Consider the following 21,421-nt stretch of genomic DNA (forward strand, 5'->3'; position numbering starts at 1 on the left):
GCGGCCGGACCCGCACGAAGTAGGGTCGATGGCGCATGAATCGCCTCATCGTCGCCCTCCTCGCGTCCGTCGACGCCGCCATCGCGGTCGCCGTCGGCCTTGCCGCGACCCTCGCGCCGCTGACCCTGCTGTGGGTGTTCGGATTCGGCGCGGGTGCCGACTGGGGCGTTCTATGGCCGGCCGCGGTGTCGGTGTGGCAGCTGGGCCACCTCGTCCCGCTGCAGATCACGCTGCCGCCCGACTACCTCGCCGAGACGGGAATCGCCGCGGACGCGGCATCCTTCGTCCTCTCCCTCGCGCCCCTCGCCTTCGCCGCGTTCACCGCCGTCTTCGCAGCGCGGTCGGGTGTGCGCGCTTCGCGCGCCGACGCCTGGGCCACCGGTGTCGCCACGTCGTCCCTGGTCTTCGCCGGTCTCGCCGCCGGTGCCGCGCTCACGGGCGCGAACGAGCCGGCGTCGGCCGCGACGTGGCAGGCGATCCTCGTGCCGACGCTCGTGTTCGCCCTCCCGGCGCTCGCGGCGGCGATCGTCACCGAGTGGAGGGAGGCCGGAGCGGGCCCGATCGCGCGGCTCCGCGACCGGGTCGAGGCCCTTCCGCACGGCTGGGCCGAGACGCCCGCGCTCATCGCTCGCGGGTCGGCGGTCGCCGTCGTGGGGCTGGTCGGTCTGGGAGCCGCGGTCGCCGCCGTGGCCGTCTTCGCACGGGCGGGCCAGATCGTCGCGCTGTTCCAGGCGGGCGACGCCGACGTGCTGGGGGCGACCGTGCTGACCCTCGGCCAGCTCGCGTACGTGCCGACCCTCGCGGTGTGGGGCATGAGCTTCGCGGCCGGGCCGGGATTCGCCGTGGCGGAGGGCACGTCGGTCTCACCTGCGGGCACCCAGGTCGGCGTGGTGCCGGGGCTTCCCGCGCTGGGCGCGGTGCCGGACTCGACGACGTCGTGGCTGCTGCTGCTCGCACTGCTGCCCGTCGCGCTCGGCGCGCTGGCAGGGTGGATCGCCCGCTCGCGCCTGGTGGCGCACGGCGTGCACGAGGACTCAGACCGGGAGCGGTCGGCCGGCGATCCGCTCGGCGCACGGCTCGTCATCACCGCGGGGATCGCGATCGTGTCAGGCGGCGCCGCCGCCCTGTTGGCGCTCGCCGCCTCGGGATCGCTCGGACCGGGCCGCCTGGCCCACTTCGGTCCGGACCCCGGGCCGCTCGCGCTCGCGGTCGGGCTGGAGGTGCTCGTCGGCGCGGGCATCCTGCTGCTGTCGCCCCGGCGCGCGGCCGGCTCCGTCGAGACGGCGCCTCCCGCGCCGGCCGACGTCGTGGAGGCGACGACGGAGCCGATCGTGCTGCCGAGTCTGACCCCGCACGGGCCGGGGCGGCTTCCGGACTAAACTGGGCCGGTGCTCACGGTCGCCGTCCTCATCTCGGGCACAGGGTCGAATCTGCGCGCACTGCTCGACGCGGCGGCCGAACCCGAGTTCCCCGCCCGCATCGTCGTCGTCGGCGGTGATCGCGAGGCCGACGGCTTCGCCCACGCGGAGGAGTACGGCATCCCGACCTTCATGGTGCCGTTCGCGCAGTTCGCCACGCGGGAGGAATGGGGGGCCGAACTCGGCACGCAGCTCGCGGTGTGGCAGCCGGACCTGGTGGTGCTGAGCGGCCTGATGCGGCTGCTGCCGTCGGATCTCGTCGATGCGTGGTCGCCGCGCATCATCAACACCCATCCGGCCTACCTTCCGGAGTTCCCCGGTGCGCACGGCGTGCGCGACGCACTGGCCGCCGGCGTCGCCCAGACCGGGGCCAGTGTGATCATCGTCGACAGCGGAGTGGACTCCGGCCCTATCCTCGCCCAGGAGCGCGTGCCGGTGCTGCCGGGCGACGACGAGCACGCCCTGCACGAGCGCATCAAGCCCGTCGAGCGGCGCCTGCTCATCGACGTGGTGCGCCGCGTCGCGACCGGCGATCTCGACCTCGCGGCGGAGTCCGCGCGCGCCCAGCTCTGACCCATCCCCACAGAGGAGAACCCGCATGGCCGGACCGAGCCACGACCCCGCCCTCTACCGCTCGCGCGACCTCGTCCCGGTGCGCCGGGCGCTGGTGTCGGTGAGCGACAAGACCGACCTGCTGGCGCTCGGTGCCGCGCTCGCCGAGGCGGGCGTGGAGATCGTGTCGACCGGCGGCTCGGCCACGCTCCTGCGCGACGCGGGCTACGACGTGACCGACGTCTCGAGCGTCACCGGGTTCCCGGAGTCGCTCGACGGCCGCGTCAAGACGCTGCACCCCGGCGTGCACGCGGGACTCCTCGCCGATCTGCGCCTCGAGGACCACGAGCGTCAGCTCGCCGCCCTGGACATCGCGCCGTTCGAGCTCGTCGTGGTGAACCTGTACCCCTTCGTCGAGACGGTGCGCTCCGGGGCACAGGGCGACGACGTGGTCGAGCAGATCGACATCGGCGGTCCCGCCATGGTGCGCGCGTCGGCGAAGAACTACGCCAACGTCGCGATCGTCGTCTCGCCGTCGTCCTACCCCGCCGTGATGGAGGCGGTCCGCGCCGGGGGCACCACCCTGGTGCAGCGGCGCGAGCTCGCGGCGCGCGCCTTCGCGCACACCGCGGAGTACGACCGCGCCGTGGCGACCTGGTTCTCGGAGGGCACGCTGCTCGAAGAGGACCTGCCCGCCCACCTCACGATCAAGGCCGAGCGCCTGGCGACGCTGCGCTACGGCGAGAACGCGCACCAGCGCGCGGCGATCTACACCCGCAACGGCGGCCATGGCATCGCCCAGGCCACGCAGCTGCAGGGCAAGGAGATGTCGTACAACAACTATGTGGACGCCGATGCCGCCCTCCGCGCCGCGTTCGACATGGTCAAGCCGGCCGTCGCGATCATCAAGCACGCGAATCCGTGCGGGATCGCCGTGGCCGCGCCGAAGTCACCCGACCCCATCGCCAGCGCACACCTGCGCGCCCACGAGTGCGACCCGGTGTCGGCCTTCGGCGGTGTCATCGCCGCGAACCGCACGGTCACGCTGAAGATGGCCGAGAACCTCCGCGACATCTTCACCGAGGTCATCGTCGCCCCCGACTTCGAGCCCGAGGCGCTGGAGGTCTTCCGCCTCAAGAAGAACCTGCGGGTGCTGCAGCTTCCCGCCGACTGGCGGCAGGAGCGGATGGACGTCCGCCTCGTCTCGGGCGGCCTGCTCCTGCAGGATGCCGACCGGTTCCCCGATGACATCGAGTCGGTCGCGAAGGACTGGCAGCTGGTGTCGGGGGAGCGCCCGTCCGACGACGAGATGACCAACCTCATCTTCGCCTGGAAGTCGTGCCGCGCGGTCAAGTCCAACGCCATCGTGCTGGCCAAGAGCTCGGCCACCGTCGGCATCGGCATGGGCCAGGTCAACCGCGTCGACTCGTGCCGGCTCGCGGTGGAGCGCGCGGGAGATCGCGCGGCCGGGTCGGTCGCGGCATCCGACGCGTTCTTTCCCTTCGCCGACGGGCCGCAGGTGCTGCTGGACGCCGGCATCTCGGCGATCATCCAGCCCGGCGGCTCGGTGCGCGACGACGAGGTGATCGCCGCGGCGCAGGCGGCGGGCGTCACGATGTTCTTCACGGGCGAGCGCCACTTCTTCCACTGACGCCCGCCCCCGGTGACGGCGCTTGCGCGCGCCCGGGTTAGGGTCGATGGAGTTTGGCCAGGAGGACCGCGTGATCTGGGAGATCGACGAGTCGACCCGCGGCATCGAGGGTCTCGACGAGGATGGGCGACCGCGGCCGGCGTACGCCGCGTCGCTGGGCCTGGTGCGCGCGCCGTTCGGGCGCCGGGCGCTCGCGGCGGCCGTCGAGGCCGCGGTCTACGTGCTGCTGCTGCTGCCGCTGCTGCTGGGCGCCCTGCCGGCGCTCATCGGGGCGGGCGCGGACGCCGATCCGGCCGAGGCGCTGCGGGACCGATGGGTGCTCATCGTCGTCTGCAGCGCCGTGTCGACGGTGCTCGTCAGCGTCTACCTCATCGTGCAGCTCGTGCTGCACGGCCGTCGGGGTGTCACGCTCGGCAAGGCGCTGACGGGCCTGCGCTCGGTGAACGTGCGTACGCTCGAGCGTCCCGGCTTCTGGCGGGGAGCCGTCGTGCGCGGACTCGTGCTGGGGGCGAGCTTCGCCGTGCCGCTGCTCGGACCCGTCCTCGTCGTCGCGCTGTCGCCGTTCTTCGATCCCGACCGCCGGGGCCGGGGATGGGCAGACCTCGCCGGCGCGACGTGGTTCGTCGACATCCGGCACGGACTGAACCCCTACGACGCCAAGCGCATGCGCATCGCGCGCAAGACGGTGGCCACCGACCTCGAGGACGTCCGCCGCGAGCTCCCGTCGCTCGCCACGGCTGCCGGCGACGCCGCGACGGCCGCCTACGTCCCGGCTGCGCGCAGCAGCGGCGGCGTGCTCGGGGCGGTGCGCGGCGACGGGCCCGACGCCGGGTCGCCGACGGCCTCGGCGTCACCGCCTGCGCCAGCCCCGGCGGCCTCGGGATGGGTGCCACCGCGGCTGCTGCCGGAGACGCCCGACGTTCCGGCCGCGCAAGCGCCGCCGGCCCTGCGCTTCGTGCTCGACACCGGCCGCATCATCGACGTCGGCACCGGCATCCTGATCGGCCGCGATCCGGCGCCGGTCACCGGCGACGACGGCGTCACCCCGGTCCCGATCGACGATCCCACCATGTCGGTCTCCAAGACCCATCTCGCGGTGCTGCCGCACGGCGGCGACACCGTCGTGGTCGACCGCGGGTCGACCAACGGCAGTGTGGTGGTGCGCGGCGGGGCGGAGCATCCGCTCACTCCGGGCGCGCCGGCTGCGCTCCGGCCCGGCGATACGATCCGGTTCGGCGACCGACACGCAATGATCCGCATCGGCTGAGACCGGTGCTCGACCAGGACGGCGAATGAGACTCAAACTGACGCTTCAGCGTCGCGACGGCCATCACACCGACATCGTGGTCACCTCCGACACCACGGCGACCGTGCAGGACGTGGCGCGCCGCATCGCCGAGACCGATCCCGCGCGCAGCTTCGTGTCGTCGCCGCGCGATGTCCTCACGCTCGAGGTGGCTTCGCCGACGTCGTCGGCGTTCCAGCTGCTCGAGCCCGACATGCTGATCAGCGACGCGCCGGTGGGCTCGGGCTTCGTCGCATCGATCGCGAACCTCGGGGCCGACTACGTCTCGAGCCGCCGGGCGGGCGCGCCGCCGGCGGCGATCCTGACGGTCGTGGCCGGCCCGTTCGCGGGACGGGAGTTCCCGCTGCCGCGGGGGCACTTCACGATCGGCCGTGCGGCCGCGGCCGACGTCGTGCTCGACGACCCGCTGGTGTCCAAGCGGCACGCCCGCATCGAGGTCGGAGCCTCCGTGGAGCTGGTGGACCTCAACTCCGCCAACGGCATCGTGGTCGACGGCGGCCTGGTGCAGCGCCTCCGCGTCATCCCGGGTCAGCGGTTCGCGCTCGGCGACACCGAGCTCGTCGTGCGCATGGTGCAGGACTTCGCGCCGGTGGAACAGGACCCCGTGCTCGAGCGGGGCGGATCGCTGCTGTTCAACCGCAGCCCGAGGGTCGAGCCGCGCTACGTGGGAGAGGAGCTGCCGGAGCCGCGCCTGCCCAAGGACCCGGTGAGCCGCCTGTTCCCGTGGCCGATGCTCGTCGCGCCGGTCATCCTGGGCGCGTCGATCTTCGCGATGACCGGGAATCCGCGCTCGCTGCTGGTCGTGCTGCTGTCGCCCCTCATGCTGCTCGGCAACTTCATCTCGCAGCGCACGCAGGTGGGTCAGCGGGTGCGCAAGGAGGCCGAGATCTTCGAGCGCACCTTCGAGGAGCTCGAGGAGAAGCTGTACCGGGAGCGTCCGCGGGAGCGCGAGGTGCGCAACGCCGAGGTGCCGCCGGTCGCCGTCGTGTTCGACGAGGCGATGCGGCTGGGGCCCATGCTGTGGACGCGGCGCCCCGAGCACTGGAACTTCCTGTCGGTCAGGCTGGGGACGTCCGAGGCGCCCTCGCGCACGACGATCAAGCGGGCTGAGAACCCCGACGCGCTGCAGGAGTACGTCGACCGGGTCGACCGCCTCCGTGAGCGATATCGCATCATCGACGGCGTGCCTGTGCTGGAGTCGCTGCAGAGCGTCGGCGTGATCGGCGTCGCAGGACCTCCGCGGGAGGCGGCCGACGCGCTGCGCGGCCTGTGCGTGCAGCTGTTCGGGCTGCACTCGCCGAACGAACTCGTCGCCGTGGCGATCACCGAGCCGCAGTGGGCGACGCAGCTGGAGTGGCTGAAGTGGCTGCCGCACACCACGAGCGAGCGCAGCCCGTTCCGCGACATGCCGCTGTCGGACTCGGCGTCCACGGGTGCCGCCCTCCTGTCGGCGCTGGAGGAGCTGGTGATGCGCCGGTCGAAGGCGGCGTCATCGCCGCGACTGCCGCTCGACGACGACTGGGACCCGATGCGCTACGGCACGGACGTCCGCCGCGCCGCGGAGGACGCGACGTTCCCGGGGCAGACGGCGGTCGTCGTGATCGTGACGGCGGATGCCCCGGTGGATCGTGCCCGCCTGACCCAGGTGCTCGAGCGCGGCGCCGACGTGGGCGTCTACGGACTGTTCGTGGCGCCGGTCGTCGAGGCGCTGCCGGCGGTCTGCCGGAGCTTCGTCGACGTCTCGGGCGGGCTGGAGGCGGCACGGGCGGGGACGGTCCGCAGCGGCGTGGAGTACCCGGCCACGGCGGTGGAGGGCGTGTCGAACGAGCTCATGAGCGTGCTGGCCAGGCGCCTGGCTCCGGTCGCCGACTCCAGCACGGTCATCGAGGACTCCTCGGACATCCCCAACTCTGTCATGTTCCTCTCGGTCGTCGGCCCGGAGATCGCGTCGGATCCGTCGTTCGCCGTCGAGCGCTGGCGCGAGAACAACACGATCGTCGACCGCTCGGGCGCGACGCTGCCGCGCCTGAAGAAGGCCGGCAGCCTGCGGGCGATCGTGGGGCAGGGGGCGACCGACGCGATGACCCTCGACCTGCGCGCGCAGGGACCGCACGCCCTCGTCGGCGGCACCACCGGCGCCGGCAAGTCGGAGTTCCTCCAGGCGTGGGTGCTCGGCATGGCCGCCGCCCACAGCCCCGACCGCGTGACGTTCCTCTTCGTCGACTACAAGGGCGGGTCGGCCTTCGCCGACTGCGTCGAGCTGCCGCACTGCGTCGGCCTGGTGACCGACCTGAGCCCGCACCTCGTGCGGCGCGCCCTGACGAGCCTCCGCGCCGAGCTGCACCATCGCGAGCACCTCTTCAACCGCAAGAAGGCCAAGGACCTGCTCGAGCTCGAGAAGCGCCGCGACCCCGACGCGCCCCCGGCGCTGGTCATCGTGATCGACGAGTTCGCGGCGCTCGCCGGCGAGGTGCCCGAGTTCGTGGACGGCGTCGTCGACATCGCCCAGCGCGGCCGCTCCCTCGGCATCCACCTCATCATGGCCACGCAGCGGCCGGCCGGTGTCATCAAGGACAACCTGCGTGCCAACACCAACCTCCGCGTCGCGCTGCGCATGGCCGACGAGTCGGACTCGAAGGACGTCGTCGACGACCCGGTCGCCGCCCGCTTCGACCCCGGGATCCCCGGTCGCGGCATCGCCAAGACGGGGCCCGGGCGTCTGGTGCCGTTCCAGTCCGCCTACGCGGGCGGCTGGAGCACCGATGAAGCGCCGGCAGCCGACGTGAGCGTCGCCGAGCTGCGGTTCGGGTCGGTGCAGAGGTGGGAGCTCGACGACCAGGGCGAGGCGACCGACGACACCGCCGACCCGGGGCCCAACGACCAGAAGCGCATCGTCGCGACGCTCGTGGCGGCCGCGGCGCAGGCGCGCATCCCGGCGCCCCGGCGCCCGTGGCTCGACGACCTCGAGACCACCGTCGACATCCGGGCGCTCCGCGCCGGGCGGCCGGGGAGCATCCTGCTCGGCAAGCGCGACGTCCCCGAGCGGCAGCTGCAGGAGCCGGTGTACTTCGAGCCCGACCGCGACGGCTCGCTCCTGGTCTACGGCACGAGCGGGTCGGGGAAGTCCACGGTGCTGCGCACCGCCGCGATCTCCGCGGCGATGGGACGTCGCGCCGAGAACGTCGCGGTGTACGGGCTGGACTTCGGCGCGGGTGCGCTCAAGAGCCTCGAGGTGCTGCCCCACGTCGGGTCGATCATCCCGGGCGACGACGCCGAGCGCGTCCAGCGCATCCTGCGGTCGCTCGGCGCCGTGCTCGACGACCGCGGCAAGCGGTTCTCGGCCGCCAACGCGTCGAGCATCGCGGAGTACCGAGAGCTCACCGGTCGCGACGAGCCGCGCATCATCCTGCTGCTGGACGGGCTGCCGCAGTTCCGCGGCGAGTGGGAGACGACCACCGCGCGGATGCCGTTCTACCAGGCGTTCATGCGCATCCTGGGCGAGGGGCGGCCCCTCGGCGTGCACGTCGTCGCGACCGCCGACCGCTCGGGGTCGGTGCCCACCGCGGTCAGCTCCAACATCTCGCGCCGCGTGATCCTGCGGCTCGCCGACGAGAACGCGTACTCGCTGCTGAACGCGCCGAAGGACGTGCTGGACGAGCGCTCGGCGCCCGGCCGCGCGATCATCGACGGATTCGAGACGCAGATCGCGGTCCTGGGCGGCACCCCCAATGTCGCCGAGCAGACCAAGCTGCTCGGGCAGTGGGCCGCCGAGCTGCGCGCGCTCGGCGCGCGCGAGGTCGACGAGATCGGGTCGCTCCCGACCCGCCTGGCCTGGTCGGCGCTGCCGGACCGGATCGGGGACCTCCCCGCGCTCGGCATCGCCGAGGACACCCTCGCGCCCCGCGAGGTCGATCCGGTCGGCACCTTCGTCGTCGCCGGGCCGCCGCTGGCGGGCAAGACCAACGCGATGAAGGCGCTGGTCACCGCGATGGTGCGCTTCGACCCGGGCGTGAGGCTCTTCCACTTCGGAGGCCGCCGGTCGCAGCTGAAGGAGTTCGCGCCGTGGATGCGCAGCGCCACGACGCCCGACGAGGCCAAGGAGCTCGCGACCGAGCTCGCCGAGCTCGTGGCCGACGAGTCCATCGAGACCCGTCTCATGATCGTGATCGAGGATGTGCCCCAGTTCGCCGACTCGCCCGCCGAGCGGCCGCTCAAGGCCCTGTTCCAGGCCGTCAACCGCAGCGAGCACTTCCTCATCGGCGACGCCGACGTCACGCAGGTGACCAGCGGGTTCGGGCTCGTGGGCGACTTCAAGGGCGGACGCAAGGGCATCATCCTCAAGCCCGACGCCTTCGACGGCGACGCGGTGTTCAAGGTGCCCTTCCCGAAGGTCAAGCGGGCGGACTTCCCCGACGGGCGCGGCATCTTCGTGCAGGCGGGCCGCCAGGTGACGGTGCAGCTGCCGCTCGTGGAGGCATCCGCTCTCCCCGTAGCCGTGCCGCAGCACTGACGGGCGGCGACGGGGCAGGCGGGCGCGGGGTCATGCCATGGGGAATGGTCCCCATCGCCCCCCGTCGATCGCGTCGGTTAGGTTTCTGATGTCCCGCCCGGGGTGGGTCGGGTTACCTGAGTGAGGGAGTTGACGATGGCGGATTTCGGTGCCTCGTATGCGGAGATGGAGCAGGTGGCGTCGTCGCTGTCGCAGGCTCGCGATGACATCCAGGGTCAGCTGGACGCGCTGAAGAGCCAGGTGGACACGTTGCTGGGTGAGGACTTCAAGACGCAGCACGCGTCGGGGAAGTTCGGTGAGGGCTACTCCGAGCTGACGACGGGTCTGAAGGGTGCGGTGGACGGCATCAACGACATGTCCGAGGCGCTGCTGGGCATGATGCGCGCCATCCAGGACCTCGACCAGCAGCTCGCCGGCGGCTGAGCACAGGACTTCACGCGTGGGGGACGCCCGTTCCCCACGCGTCCTCTCGTTCGACCACGGCCTTGGGAGTGAACACACGTGTCGGTGAAGATCTCATACGACGAGCTCGGTGCGCTGTACACCAACCTGCTCGCGACGCAGACGGAGTTCGAGTCGGCGTCCAAGCGGCGCAGCGACCTCAGCAGTGACATCGGGTCCCCGTACGGGCGCAGCGAGCTCCGCGACAAGACCGACGACTTCGAGGAGCGCTGGGACGACCGGCGCAACAAGCTGAACGAGGGGCTCAAGGCGGTCACCGAGCAGGCCAAGACCGTGCTGGAGGGCTTCGGCGACTTCGACACCCAGGTGGCCGCCGAGCTCGCGGCGCAGATGCAGGAAGTTGACGAGTGATGTCGATCCATCAATCCCCCAAGGGACGCCCGGTCGAGGTCGTGGCCGGAAACGGCGACGACGTCCGTGAGCGCGGGCAGCAGATCGTCAACCTCGGCGCGGCGATGTCGGATGCGGAGTCGCTGCTCACACGGCTCGTCGACGACGGTGCCGACATGGAGGGCAAGGCGGTCGACAGGCTGCGCGAGCTGAGCGCCGAGGTGAACGTCGAGCTGGGCCGTGCGGCGGAGCTGTACCAGGCGGTCGGTCCCTTCGTCCGCGACTACGGCTCGGAGCTGGCCGCGGTCAAGGCGCTGATGAAGGTCACCGTGCCCGATGCCGACACCTACTGGCTCAAGTACCAGCAGGCGCTCAGCGAGTGGCAGAGCGCGCAGATGGCACCGGTGCCGTACCCGGACGGGGCCGATGACGACACGGATGCCCGCACCGAGGCGGAGCGCACGCACGCCGACGCCGTCGATGCCGCGGAGGGCGACAAGGACGCCGCGTACCTCCTGTGGAAGGGCGCGGCCGACGACTTCGACGACCAGTACGACCGCTGGGAGACGGCGTTCGACGCCGCCGTCGAGGGCGTGCGGTCCTCGAATGCCAACGCGATCAAGGACGGCTGGCGCGACAACCTCGACGGATTCGTCGACTTCGCGCTGGACGTGCTCGCGGTCGCCGGCGTGGTGCTCGCCGTGCTGGCGATGGTGGTCGGCGGCCCCATCGTCGCCCTGCTGGCCCTCGCCGTGGGCGTTCTGACACTCGCGGGAACGCTCTGGCAGTACTCCCGCGGTGATGCCGCGCTCTGGGAGGTGGGACTGGCCGTCCTGGGCGTGCTGCCGTTCGGCGCCTTCGGCGAGTTCGCCAGCGGCGGTTTCGGGGCCGGCATGCGAGCGTGGGCGGGTCTCCCCGCCGGGGGTCTCTCGTTCGGCGACGACGCGGCCCGATGGGGGCTGAGCTTCGCATCGCGCAGCCCCGGTCAGTGGATCTCGAACATGCGCTCGCTCGGACCCGAGGCCGGCTACGTCGTCAACTCGTTCGACGAGATCCTGAGCACCGTGATGACCGGACAGGACCCGTTCATGTGGGAGGTCGTCGGCGCCCTCGGGACGACCGGCGAGCAGCTGACGTACGCCTTCAGCGGCGTCGGCGCGCACTACAACAACATCGCCGCGTTCGTGGGCGGGCTGCAGGGCACCGCGGAGCTGGTGACCGGGCTCGACCGCATCGCGTACCCGACGTGGTGACGCGATCGGCTGTGGCAGGGTGGAGCGGGTGAGTTCACTGCGCGAACAGCTCGCCGGCGGGCGCCCCGGGATCCCCGAGTTCCGGATGAGCCTGCCCGAGGGCTGGACCCTGTACGACACCTCGGGTGCGACCGAGCGGGCCCTGCTCGACCGGGCGAAGGCGCGGCTGCGCGAGGCGCACCGCCCCGACGTGTACGCGGCGCTGGAGACCCACGTCACCGGAGCGCTCGGCGCCGCCCGGCGGCAGGGCGCGTTCATGATGATCATGGCGGGCGAGCAGGCGCCGCAGTGGTCAACCGTGCCGATCAGCGTGCTCGGCACGATCACCGAGGGCGCACCCGGCGTGTCGCTGGACGCCATGGTCGCCGACGCCGTCGAGCGGCGGGGTGCTCGCGCGCTCGAGGGGAGCCGGCAGTTCCTCCGCTGGACCGACCGGCGCACCGTCGAGCTGTCGGGCGAGTCCGCCGGCGCCTACACGGTCGTCTACCTCACGCCCCTGCCGGGCTCGCGCCGGACCAAGGCGCTGCAGCTGACCGCCACCCTGGTGCACCCGAACGACGTCGATCCCGACGAGGACCCGTACATGAAGAGCTGGCTCTCGCTGCTGGACGCCCACGTGCTGACGTTCGCCTGGACCGGCCGATGACCCGCGTGGACTTCGGCTTCGACGCCGCGACCGCGATCCCGCTTCCCGGCCCGGATCTCGGCGCGGGCGACGTCCAGGCGTGGGCCGCCGACGCGGCGGCGCGGATGGCCGCGCTCCACGCCTTCCCCTCGCGCGAGACCGAGGTGCTCGCCCGGGCGCTCGCGCGGGCGCAGCGGTCGGCGGCATCCGACCCCGCCACCAGCCTGCTGGTCTTCGAGCCGGCCACGTGGTCGTGGGCGCCGCTGCGGCTGACGCTGGCGGAATGGGAGCCGGATGCCGCGGAGCAGCGGCGCTACCTCTGGCCCGAGTCGGTGCTCGCACCGCGGATCCGCCCCGCGCGGTCGACCGGGCTCGGCGAGGGCTGCTCGGTGACGCTGCTCGACGAGGACGGTCGCGGCGCGGTGCGCTGGCTCTTCATGACGACCGGCGCCGCGCTCTTCGCCGTGCTGGGTCCGCTCGCCCCGGCGGCGGTCGCCCTGTCGGCGCCGCGCGTGGAGGACCTGCTGGACACGGTGCGGATCGACGGGGCGATCTGGTCGCCGTCCGCCCTGCTCGACGTCGGCGCGCTCATGCGCTCGGCCGAGGACGCGGAAGGACTGTGGCGGGTATGACCGACGCCCCCGCGACGGCATACGCCCGCACCGCCCAGACGTGGACGCCGCTGGACTGGTGGAAGCTCGAGGCCCGCGCGCTGCACCACGTGCCCGCCGCGCGCCGCGCGCTGGCCTTCTTCGCGCCGCCGGCTGCGTGGAAGGATCTCGCCAAGAACACCGCGCCCGCGTGGGGATGCCTGCTCACGCTGTCGCACATCGCCAGCTTCACGCTGCCGATCGTCGCGCTGCTCGTCCTGCTCCCGTGGCTCTTCGACCGCGACGGGAGCGCGCTCGTGGGCCTTGCCGGCGTGCTGGCCGGCATCGCCGCGCTCCTCGGCGGCAACGGCATCGCGACCGAGATCCGGGAATCGCTCGGCACCGAGCCGGGCATCCAGCGGCTGCTGGGACTGCTGCACCTCGCCCCGTCCGGGATCGGCACGCTCGTCGCGGCGCTCGCCATCGCGCAGGGCGCCGCCGACGGACCGCTGGGGATCGTCGGCCTCGTGGCCGACGTCGTCGTCGGGGCGCTGCATCTCGTGCTGTTCCGCGGTCCGGCGCACACCGGCACGGATCGATGGCGCCGCAACATCACGACGCTCGAGAAGGCCGTCGAGCAGATGCCTCCCGACGAGCGTGCCCGCATCTACGCCGACCTCCAGGGGGCGCTCGCCGTGCTCGCCCAGCGGGACCTCATCGGCGAACGCGACCTCGTGCGGGCGAGGGATGCGCGGATCGGGCTGCTGGGCATCACGATGGCACCTCGCGAGGACCTCACGCCGCGAGGCGGGCGAGCCGCCTGAGCGCGGATGGGGAATGGTCCCCATGGGCCGGCGGCGCCGACCCGGGTTAGCGTGGAGGCATCGGCCGGCCGGTCGGGTTACCTGAGTGAGGGAGTTGACGATGGCGGATTTCGGTGCCTCGTATGCGGAGATGGAGCAGGTGGCGTCGTCGCTGTCGCAGGCTCGCGATGACATCCAGGGTCAGCTGGACGCGCTGAAGAGTCAGGTGGACACGTTGCTGGGTGAGGACTTCAAGACGCAGCACGCGTCGGGGAAGTTCGGTGAGGGCTACTCCGAGCTGACGACGGGTCTGAAGGGTGCGGTGGACGGCATCAACGACATGTCCGAGGCGCTGCTGGGCATGATGCGCGCCATCCAGGACCTCGACCAGCAGCTCGCCGGCGGCTGAACCGAAGGCCCCAGGCGGCCGGTCGCCGTCCCGCCTCACGGCGGGCGCGACCGGCCGCCCCGTCGTTTGCGGCCCCAGCCCGCCGACCGTCCGCACACCGTCACCGTCGTGTCCGATTTCCGCGAGCCGACGTCGGGGGAGCGTGTCAGGCTAGGGGCATGAGCCTGGTCATGACCTTCGACGAGAGGTATCGCGCCATCGACTCGCGCGATGCCCGGTTCGACGGCCAGTTCGTCACGGCCGTCCGCTCGACCGGCATCTACTGCCGCCCCAGCTGCCCCGCGCGCACGCCGAAGGCCTCCAACGTCACCTTCTACCCGACCAGCGCCGCCGCGCACGAGGCCGGCTACCGGGCGTGCAAGCGGTGCCTCCCCGAGGCGGCGCCCGGATCGCCGCAGTGGAACCTCCGCGGCGACACCGCCGGCCGGGCGATGCGACTGATCGCCGACGGTGTCGTCGAGCGGGAGGGCGTGCCCGGTCTCGCGCGGCGGCTCGGCTACTCGCCGCGGCACCTGACGCGCCTGCTCACCGCCGAGCTCGGAGCCGGGCCGCTGGCGCTCAGCCGCGCGCATCGCGCGCAGACCGCGCGCATGCTGCTCGTCGGCACCGAGCTGCCCGCTGCCGACGTCGCTTTCTCGTCGGGGTTCGCCAGCATCCGCCAGTTCAACGACACCGTGCGCGAGGTGTTCGGCATGGCGCCGCTCGAGCTTCGCGCACGCCGTCGGCCGTCGCGGGCGGCCGGCGCTCTCGAGCAGGCGATCCCCGGGGCGATCGACCTCGTGCTGCCGCATCGGGGTCCGCTCGACGCGGCCGGCCTGTTCGCGTGGATGGCCGCGCGCGCGGTCGCCGGCGCCGAGGTCGGCACCGGCACCTCGTTCGCGCGCACCGTGCGTCTGCCGCACGGCCCTGCGTGGTTCGAGCTGCGCGTCGACGGCGACGGGCGCGTGCGGCTGCGCGCCCGCCTGGCGAACCTCGCCGATCTCTCCCCCCTGGTCACGCGCGCGCGACGGCTGTTCGACCTCGACGCCGATCCCATCGCCGTCGACGAGGCGCTCGGCGGCCACGACGAGCTCGGGCCGCTCGTCGCAGCGCTTCCCGGCATCCGCGTGCCCGGGGCGGCCGACCCGCACGAGATGCTCATCCGGGCGATGGTGGGCCAGCAGATCACGGTGGCCGCCGCGCGCACCGCCCTGACGCAGCTCACGGCGCAGCTGGGCGATGACGTCGACGGGTTCGAGGGCACGTCGAAGCTGTTCCCCACGATGGCGGTCATCGCCGAGCGAGGGCACGAGGTGCTGCGCGGGCCCGCCGCCCGCATCCGCGCGATCACCGGAGCGGCGGCGGCCCTCGCCGACGGCTCCCTCCCGCTCACCACCGGCGACGACGCAGCCGAGCAGCGGGGCGCCCTGCTGGCCATGCCGGGCATCGGACCGTGGACGGCGGACTACGTGCGCATGCGCGTGCTCGCCGACCCCGATGTGTTCCTGCCGGGCGACGTCGCCGTCCGCGCCGGCGCCGCCGCGGTGGGGCTTCCCGCCGAGCTGCGCGCCCTCGCGGCCTGGGCCGCCCGCGCCGCACCGTGGCGCAGCTACCTCACCGCCCACCTGTGGCGCGCCGTCCCGCCGAAGGTGCCGGCGCGGCGCCGGGCCGCGGCATCCGTCACCACCGACCCGACCGTCCCGACCACCGGAGGCACGCCATGACCACCGCGACCATCCAGACCCTCGACACCCCGGACGGCCCCTTCACCATCCTCGCCGACGACGAGGGGCGCGTGCTCGCGTCGGGGTGGACGGCCGCGACCGGCCGGATCCTCGAGCGACTGCGGGCGGCGGATCGGCCGTCGACGGTGCGGGAGGGCGAGACGGATGCCGCCGCCGCCGTCGCGGCCTACTATGACGGCTACCTCGCGGCGATCGACGCGATCCCCGTCGCCCAGCACGGCACGACCATGCAGCTGACCGGGTGGGCGGCGCTGCGCCGCATCGCACCGGGGGAGCCGCTGACCTACAGCGAGTTCGCCGTTCAGCTGGGGTCGCCTCACGCGGTGCGCGCGGCGGCATCGATCTGCGCGCGCAACGCGCCGGCGCTCTTCGTGCCGTGCCATCGGGTGCTGCGCACCGGGGGAGCGCTCGGCGGGTTCGCGTGGGGGCTCGACGTCAAGCGGCGGCTGCTCGACCGCGAGGCCGGAGTCCCTGCCCTGGTCGCCTGACCCCGGGGCCAACCGGGCTGGGGACCGGAAAAGCTGTTGCGTTCAGGCTTCTCTCAGGTATACGCTGGTGGGCTGTCGCATCGCGAGGAGAATCGCGGTGCGGGCAGCCCATTCCGCGCATCCCCAGGAGGAAGAAATGTCTCAGGCCACCGTCGCCGTGAACGCCGCGCTCGTCCTCCGCTTCGCGGGACCCCGCATCGCCGTCCGGCTGCCGCGTCCCCGCATCCAGGGGTAGTCGCCTCCGCTCACCTCGCCGGTTCCGCCGGCTTCGGCATATCGCCGCCCGGCGAAGCGTTTCCCCACTCGGAGCCTTCGCACGGCGACGCCTGTCCACGGGCGCCCTCCAGACCCGACCCGGCCACGGGTCACCGCACCACCGCCACCCTCAAGGACCATGACCTCCACCGCCACCCCTGAGCGATCGAAACGACCGCAACGGACCGAACCGTCCACCTTCCAGACTCTCGGCCGGCTGAAGCCGTTCGTGCAGCCGGTCCTGCCGCGTCTTGTGCTCGGCGGCGTCAGCGCGCTCGTCGCGAGCCTGCTCGCGCTCGGCATCCCGCTCGTCCTCGAACAGGTCGTGCAGGGGCCGATCGCGTCGGGCGACTACGCCGCGATCGCGTGGGGCGCTCTGGCCATCCTCGCGCTGGGGCTCGCCGAGGCTGCCATGGTGTGGCTGCGACGCTGGTTCGTGCTGGGGCCGGCGACCCTCGTCGAGTACGACCTGCGCCGCACGTTCTACTCGCGCCTGCAGCGTCTCCCCGTCGCGTTCCACGACCGCTGGCAGTCCGGCCAGCTGCTCAGCCGCATGATGCAGGACATGAGCATGCTGCGCCGCTGGCTCGCCTTCGGCCTGGTGCTGCTCATCGTCAACGCGCTCACCATCGCCGTCGGCACCGCGCTGCTGTTCCGCTGGCACTGGTTGCTCGGCACCATCTTCCTCCTGGCCTCCGCGCCCCTGTGGTACGCCGGCTACCGGTTCGAGAAGACGTACGGCACGCTCGCCCGACAGTCACAGGACCAGGCGGGCGACCTCGCCACCTCGGTCGAGGAGAGCGTGCACGGCATCCGCGTCCTCAAGGCGTTCGGCCGCGGCAAGCACGCGCTGCAGAAGTTCGCGCGGCAGGCTGAGACGCTGCGCCAGACCGAGCTGAGCAAGGCCCGCGCGATCGGCTGGATCTGGTTCTGGCTGGTGCTGCTGCCGGATGTGGCGTTCGCGCTCTGCCTCGGCGCCGGCATCTACCTGACGGCGGTGGGGCAGCTGGAGGGCGCCGAGCTGATCGCGTTCTTCGCGATGGCGACGGTGCTGCGCTGGCCGATGGAGTCCATCGGGTTCCTCTTCTCGTTCCTGCTGGACGCTCGCACGGCCACCGACCGCATCTTCGAGGTGTTCGACGAGCAGAACACCATCGTCGACCCCGAGCACCCGGTGTCGATCGCGAAGCCGCGCGGCGAGCTGGCGTTCGAGGGCGTCCACTTCCGGTACCAGGACGCCTCCGCCCACGAGCGCGACCTGCTCGACGGCGTCGACCTGGTGCTGCGGCCCGGTGAGACGATGGCGCTCGTCGGCCTCACCGGCTCGGGCAAGACGACGCTCACGACACTGCCCACCCGGCTGTACGACGTGACCGGCGGGCGCGTGACGCTCGACGGTGTCGACGTGCGCGACCTGACCCTGACCGAGCTGCGCCGCCACATCGGCATGGCGTTCGAGGACGCCACGCTCTTCTCGCAGCCGGTGCGCGACAACGTGCTGCTCGGACGCGAAGACCTCGAGCCCGGCAGCCCCGAGGCCGAGCGCGTGCTGCGCGAGGCGCTCGACGTGGCACAGGCGTCGTTCGTCGACGACCTGCCGGACGGCGTCGACACCATCATCGGCGAGGAGGGCCTCTCGCTGTCGGGCGGCCAGCGCCAGCGGCTCGCGCTCGCCCGCGCCGTCGCGGCTCGCCCGGCCGTGCTCGTGCTCGACGATCCGCTGTCGGCGCTCGACGTCGACACCGAGGCGCTCGTCGAGGACGCGCTGCGCGAGGTGCTCCACGAGACGACGGCGCTCGTCGTCGCCCACCGCCCGTCGACGGTCATGCTCGCCGACCGGGTCGCCCTGCTGGAGGCGGGGCGCGTGACGGCGGTCGGCCGTCACTCCGAGCTGCTGCGCACCAGCGAGCACTACCGTCACGTGATCTCGAGCCTCGAGGTCGAGCAAGCCCGCATGCGGGAGAGGGAGGTGACCCTGTGACCGCCACGGTGATCGGAACGAGCGGGGAGGACCGCTCCGACTACACGCGCGCCGAGAGCAAGGCGATCCGGCGGCGCTCGCTGCGCCTGCTGGGCTCGCTCATCACGCCGGTGCGTGGCCAGCTGATCCTGGCCGCCGTCGTCCTCGTCGTCTCGACGGCGCTGCGCGTGGCCGGCCCCTGGCTCATCGGCATCGGCATCAACAACGCGCTGCCGGCTGTCATCGAGCGCAACGACTGGATGCCGACGATCGTGGTCGTCGCCGTCTACCTCGTCGCCGCGATCGGCGGCGCCGCCCTCATCGGCTGGTACGTCGTGGTCGCCGCGCGCCTGACCCAGGCGGTGATGCTGGACCTGCGCAAGCGCATCTTCCTGCACACGCAGCGGCTGAGCCTGGAGTTCCACGAGTCGTACACCTCGGGCCGGATCATCTCGCGGCAGACGAGCGACCTCGACACCATCCGCGAGCTGCTCGACGGCGGCCTGAACGAGCTGGTGTCGGGCATCCTGTACGGCGCGTTCACGCTCGTGGCGCTGTATCTCGTCGACTGGCAGTCGGGGCTGATCCTCACCGTCATGGGGATCCCGCTGTTCCTGCTGATGCGCTGGTTCTACACGCGCTCGCAGCGGGTGTACCGCGAGTCGCGCGTCATCAGCGCCGGGGTCATCGTGAAGTTCGTCGAGACGATGACCGGCATCCGCGCCGTCAAGGCCTTCCGCAAGGAGGCCCGCAACGACGAGGAGTTCGGCGCTCAGGCGATGACCTACCGCGACATCAACATCCGCTCGATCCGCCTCTTCGGCACGTTCGAGCCGGGACTCATGGCCGTGGCATCCGTGTCCCTCGCGCTCGTCGTCGCGTGGGGCGGCATCCGCGTCGCCGGCGGGGTGCTCGAGATCGGCTTCCTGCTGTCGGCCGTGCTGTACGTGCGCAACTTCTTCTCGCCGCTGCAGGAGGTGGCGTTCTTCCTGAACTCCTACCAGTCCGCCACGGCGGCGCTGGAGAAGGTGTCGGGCGTGCTCGAGGAGCAGCCCACGGTCCCCGACCCCAAGAACCCGGTCGACCTGTGGGAGGCCAAGGGTCACATCCGGTTCGACGACGTGGTGTTCGGCTACGCCCGCGACCGGGTGATCCTCCCGGACTTCTCGCTCGACATCCCGGCCGGGCAGACGATCGCGCTCGTGGGCACCACCGGGGCCGGCAAGTCGACGCTCGCCAAGCTGGTGTCGCGGTTCTACGACCCGACCGAGGGCGCTGTGACGCTCGACGGCGTGGACCTGCGCAACATGCATCCCAAGGACCTGCGCCGCGCGATCGTCATGGTCACACAGGAGGCCTACCTCTTCAGCGGCACGGTGGCCGACAACATCGCGCTCGGCAAGCCCGACGCGACGCTCGACGAGATCCGCGCGGCGGCCCGGGCGGTGGGGGCGGATGCCTTCATCGAGCGCCTCCCCGACGGCTACGACACCGACGTGAACAAGCGGGGCGGTCGCGTCTCGGCGGGGCAGCGCCAGCTGATCTCGTTCGCGCGGGCCTTCCTCGCCGACCCGGCGGTGCTCATCCTCGACGAGGCGACGGCCTCGCTCGACATCCCGTCGGAGCGTCAGATCCAGGACGCGCTGCAGACGCTGCTCGCGGACCGCACCGCGATCATCATCGCGCACCGCCTGTCGACGGTCGCGATCGCCGACCGCGTGCTGGTGATGGAGCACGGCCGCATCATCGAGGACGACACCCCCGAGGCGCTCATCGGCGGCGACGGCAAGTTCGCGCAGCTGCACGCGGCGTGGCGCGAGTCGCTGGTCTGAGCCCGGTTGCGGATGCCCCCGCCCTGCGCGCGCACGCGGGGCGGGGCATCCGTCGTCCCGGGCGTCGGTCGCTCAGGCGCGCGCGGTCGACACGGCGTGGGCGAGGGGATGGCGCGGCTCGAGGCCTGCGAGCGCGACGGCGCCGTCGATGCCGTGGCCGAGCGGGTCGACCACGGTGACGTCGAGCTCGCTGGCGGCGACGTGCGATTCGAAAGCATCGCGCAGCAGGGGCGAGCGGAAGACGCCGCCGATCGCGCAGACGGCGAACCGCTCGTCCGGCGCCCCGGTGCGCACCCGGCGCAGCGCGGTCTCGACGCTGTGGGCGAGCTCGGCGCCGGCGCGGGCCGTGACGCGCTGCGACACCAGGTCGCCCTCGCCGGCTAGGCGGGCGACGTGCGCGGCGAACGACGCGAGGACCTGCACGTGGTCGGGGTCGGACTGGATGTGGATGTACGCCTCGCTGAGGTCGGGCCAGCGCTCCTCGGCCACCGCCCGCAGCGCGGTCGCCGGGCCGCGTCCGTCGAACTCGCGCATGACGGCGTCCAGCGCCTCGCGTCCGATCCAGTGACCGCTGCCGGCGTCGCCGAGGAGGTAGCCCCAGCCGTCGACCCGGGCGACGCGCTCCGCGCCGACGGCGAGCGTCACCACGCCGGTGCCGGCCGCGACGACGGCGCCGCGGCGGTCGCCGAGCGCGCCCAGGAACGACGTCGTGGAGTCGTGCGCCAGGACGACCTCGCGCACGGCCGGCTCGGCGATCCGGGCGAGGAGGGCCGCGGCATCCGCTTCTCTCGTGGTGAGTCCGGAGACGCCGGCGGTCACCACCGACACCCCGACGCTGGTGCGCGCGATGGCGGCGGTCGCCACCGATGCGAGCTGCGGAAGGAGCGGCTCGTCGGTGCGGATGCCGGGGAACACGAGGTCCTGCCCGTGCACGCGCACCTTGATGCCGGTCTGCCCGGCGTCGATCGCCAGAACGCCGGTGGTCATGTCGTCGGTCCTCGCGCGCGTCTCGGCCACAGCCTCTGTCTTACTCCAGGTCGCCCGGTGTCCGACATCCTCCCGGCGACGCGTCCGCGGCGTCGGCCGCGTTCGGGTGGCGCGAAGCGCGGCCACCCGGCGGGGGTTGCGGCGCGTCGTGACAGGCGAAGGGGCGACCTGGCGTTCGGATGTCACAAAGCGCGGCCACCCGGCGCGCGTTTCGGCGTGTCGTGCCAGGCGAAAGGGGCGACCTGGCGTTCGGGTGTCGCGAATGG

17 protein-coding genes are annotated in these 21,421 nt (G+C 72.6%); 16 read left to right on the forward strand and 1 reads right to left on the reverse strand.

Annotation, left to right across the window (positions count from 1 at the left end; all coding sequences use genetic code 11):
* The first annotated feature begins 35 nt into the window (after positions 1-35).
* From IR212_RS03770 to IR212_RS03845, 16 genes are all read left to right on the forward strand, one after another.
* A complete protein-coding gene (locus tag IR212_RS03770) occupies positions 36-1,379 on the forward strand; it encodes a cell division protein PerM (protein ID WP_228479470.1) in 1,344 nt (447 codons plus the stop codon).
* Positions 1,380-1,388: 9 nt separating this feature from the next.
* Positions 1,389-1,991, forward strand: a complete 603-nt coding sequence (gene purN, locus IR212_RS03775) for a phosphoribosylglycinamide formyltransferase (RefSeq protein ID WP_194397659.1) — start codon at positions 1,389-1,391, stop codon at positions 1,989-1,991.
* Between the two features lie 25 nt (positions 1,992-2,016).
* On the forward strand, positions 2,017-3,621 hold the full coding sequence (gene purH, locus IR212_RS03780) for a bifunctional phosphoribosylaminoimidazolecarboxamide formyltransferase/IMP cyclohydrolase (protein ID WP_194397660.1): 1,605 nt from the start codon (positions 2,017-2,019) through the stop codon (positions 3,619-3,621).
* Positions 3,622-3,691: 70 nt separating this feature from the next.
* On the forward strand, positions 3,692-4,888 hold the full coding sequence (locus IR212_RS03785; RefSeq protein WP_194397661.1) for an RDD family protein: 1,197 nt from the start codon (positions 3,692-3,694) through the stop codon (positions 4,886-4,888).
* Positions 4,889-4,913: 25 nt separating this feature from the next.
* Positions 4,914-9,437, forward strand: coding sequence for an FtsK/SpoIIIE domain-containing protein (locus tag IR212_RS03790; protein ID WP_194397662.1), 4,524 nt, complete (start codon positions 4,914-4,916; stop codon positions 9,435-9,437).
* 135 nt (positions 9,438-9,572) lie between these two features.
* Positions 9,573-9,860, forward strand: coding sequence for a WXG100 family type VII secretion target (locus IR212_RS03795; protein ID WP_194397663.1), 288 nt, complete (start codon positions 9,573-9,575; stop codon positions 9,858-9,860).
* 84 nt (positions 9,861-9,944) lie between these two features.
* Positions 9,945-10,250 carry a flagellar protein FlgN gene (locus IR212_RS03800; RefSeq protein WP_194397664.1) on the forward strand — a complete coding sequence of 102 codons (306 nt, stop codon included), beginning with the start codon at positions 9,945-9,947 and terminating at the stop codon, positions 10,248-10,250.
* Positions 10,250-11,482: a hypothetical protein gene (locus tag IR212_RS03805; RefSeq protein ID WP_194397665.1), complete on the forward strand. Its 1,233-nt coding sequence runs from the start codon at positions 10,250-10,252 to the stop codon at positions 11,480-11,482. The genes IR212_RS03800 and IR212_RS03805 overlap by 1 nt, the downstream gene beginning before the upstream one ends.
* 28 nt (positions 11,483-11,510) lie before the next feature.
* A complete protein-coding gene (locus tag IR212_RS03810; protein ID WP_194397666.1) occupies positions 11,511-12,128 on the forward strand; it encodes a hypothetical protein in 618 nt (205 codons plus the stop codon).
* Positions 12,125-12,739, forward strand: a complete 615-nt coding sequence (locus IR212_RS03815) for a hypothetical protein (RefSeq protein ID WP_194397667.1) — start codon at positions 12,125-12,127, stop codon at positions 12,737-12,739. Before IR212_RS03810 ends, IR212_RS03815 begins: the two co-directional genes overlap by 4 nt.
* Positions 12,736-13,521: a hypothetical protein gene (locus IR212_RS03820; protein ID WP_194397668.1), complete on the forward strand. Its 786-nt coding sequence runs from the start codon at positions 12,736-12,738 to the stop codon at positions 13,519-13,521. The genes IR212_RS03815 and IR212_RS03820 overlap by 4 nt, the downstream gene beginning before the upstream one ends.
* A 100-nt stretch (positions 13,522-13,621) precedes the next feature.
* Positions 13,622-13,909: a WXG100 family type VII secretion target gene (locus IR212_RS03825; protein ID WP_194397663.1), complete on the forward strand. Its 288-nt coding sequence runs from the start codon at positions 13,622-13,624 to the stop codon at positions 13,907-13,909.
* Between the two features lie 158 nt (positions 13,910-14,067).
* Positions 14,068-15,612, forward strand: a complete 1,545-nt coding sequence (locus tag IR212_RS03830; RefSeq protein ID WP_228479471.1) for a DNA-3-methyladenine glycosylase 2 family protein — start codon at positions 14,068-14,070, stop codon at positions 15,610-15,612.
* Entirely contained in the window at positions 15,609-16,121 is a 513-nt protein-coding gene (locus IR212_RS03835; RefSeq protein WP_194397669.1) for a methylated-DNA--[protein]-cysteine S-methyltransferase, read from the forward strand. Before IR212_RS03830 ends, IR212_RS03835 begins: the two co-directional genes overlap by 4 nt.
* A 394-nt stretch (positions 16,122-16,515) precedes the next feature.
* Positions 16,516-18,357: an ABC transporter ATP-binding protein gene (locus IR212_RS03840; protein ID WP_194397670.1), complete on the forward strand. Its 1,842-nt coding sequence runs from the start codon at positions 16,516-16,518 to the stop codon at positions 18,355-18,357.
* Complete coding sequence (locus IR212_RS03845; protein ID WP_194397671.1) at positions 18,354-20,168, forward strand: ABC transporter ATP-binding protein; 1,815 nt, start codon at positions 18,354-18,356, stop codon at positions 20,166-20,168. Before IR212_RS03840 ends, IR212_RS03845 begins: the two co-directional genes overlap by 4 nt.
* A 72-nt stretch (positions 20,169-20,240) precedes the next feature.
* Here IR212_RS03845 and IR212_RS03850 read toward each other — a convergent pair whose 3' ends face one another.
* Entirely contained in the window at positions 20,241-21,155 is a 915-nt protein-coding gene (locus IR212_RS03850) for an N-acetylglucosamine kinase (RefSeq protein ID WP_194397672.1), read from the reverse strand.
* Between the last annotated feature and the right edge of the window lie 266 nt (positions 21,156-21,421).

Origin of the sequence: Microbacterium atlanticum (assembly GCF_015277815.1) — a bacterium.
Taxonomy (GTDB): domain Bacteria; phylum Actinomycetota; class Actinomycetes; order Actinomycetales; family Microbacteriaceae; genus Microbacterium; species Microbacterium atlanticum.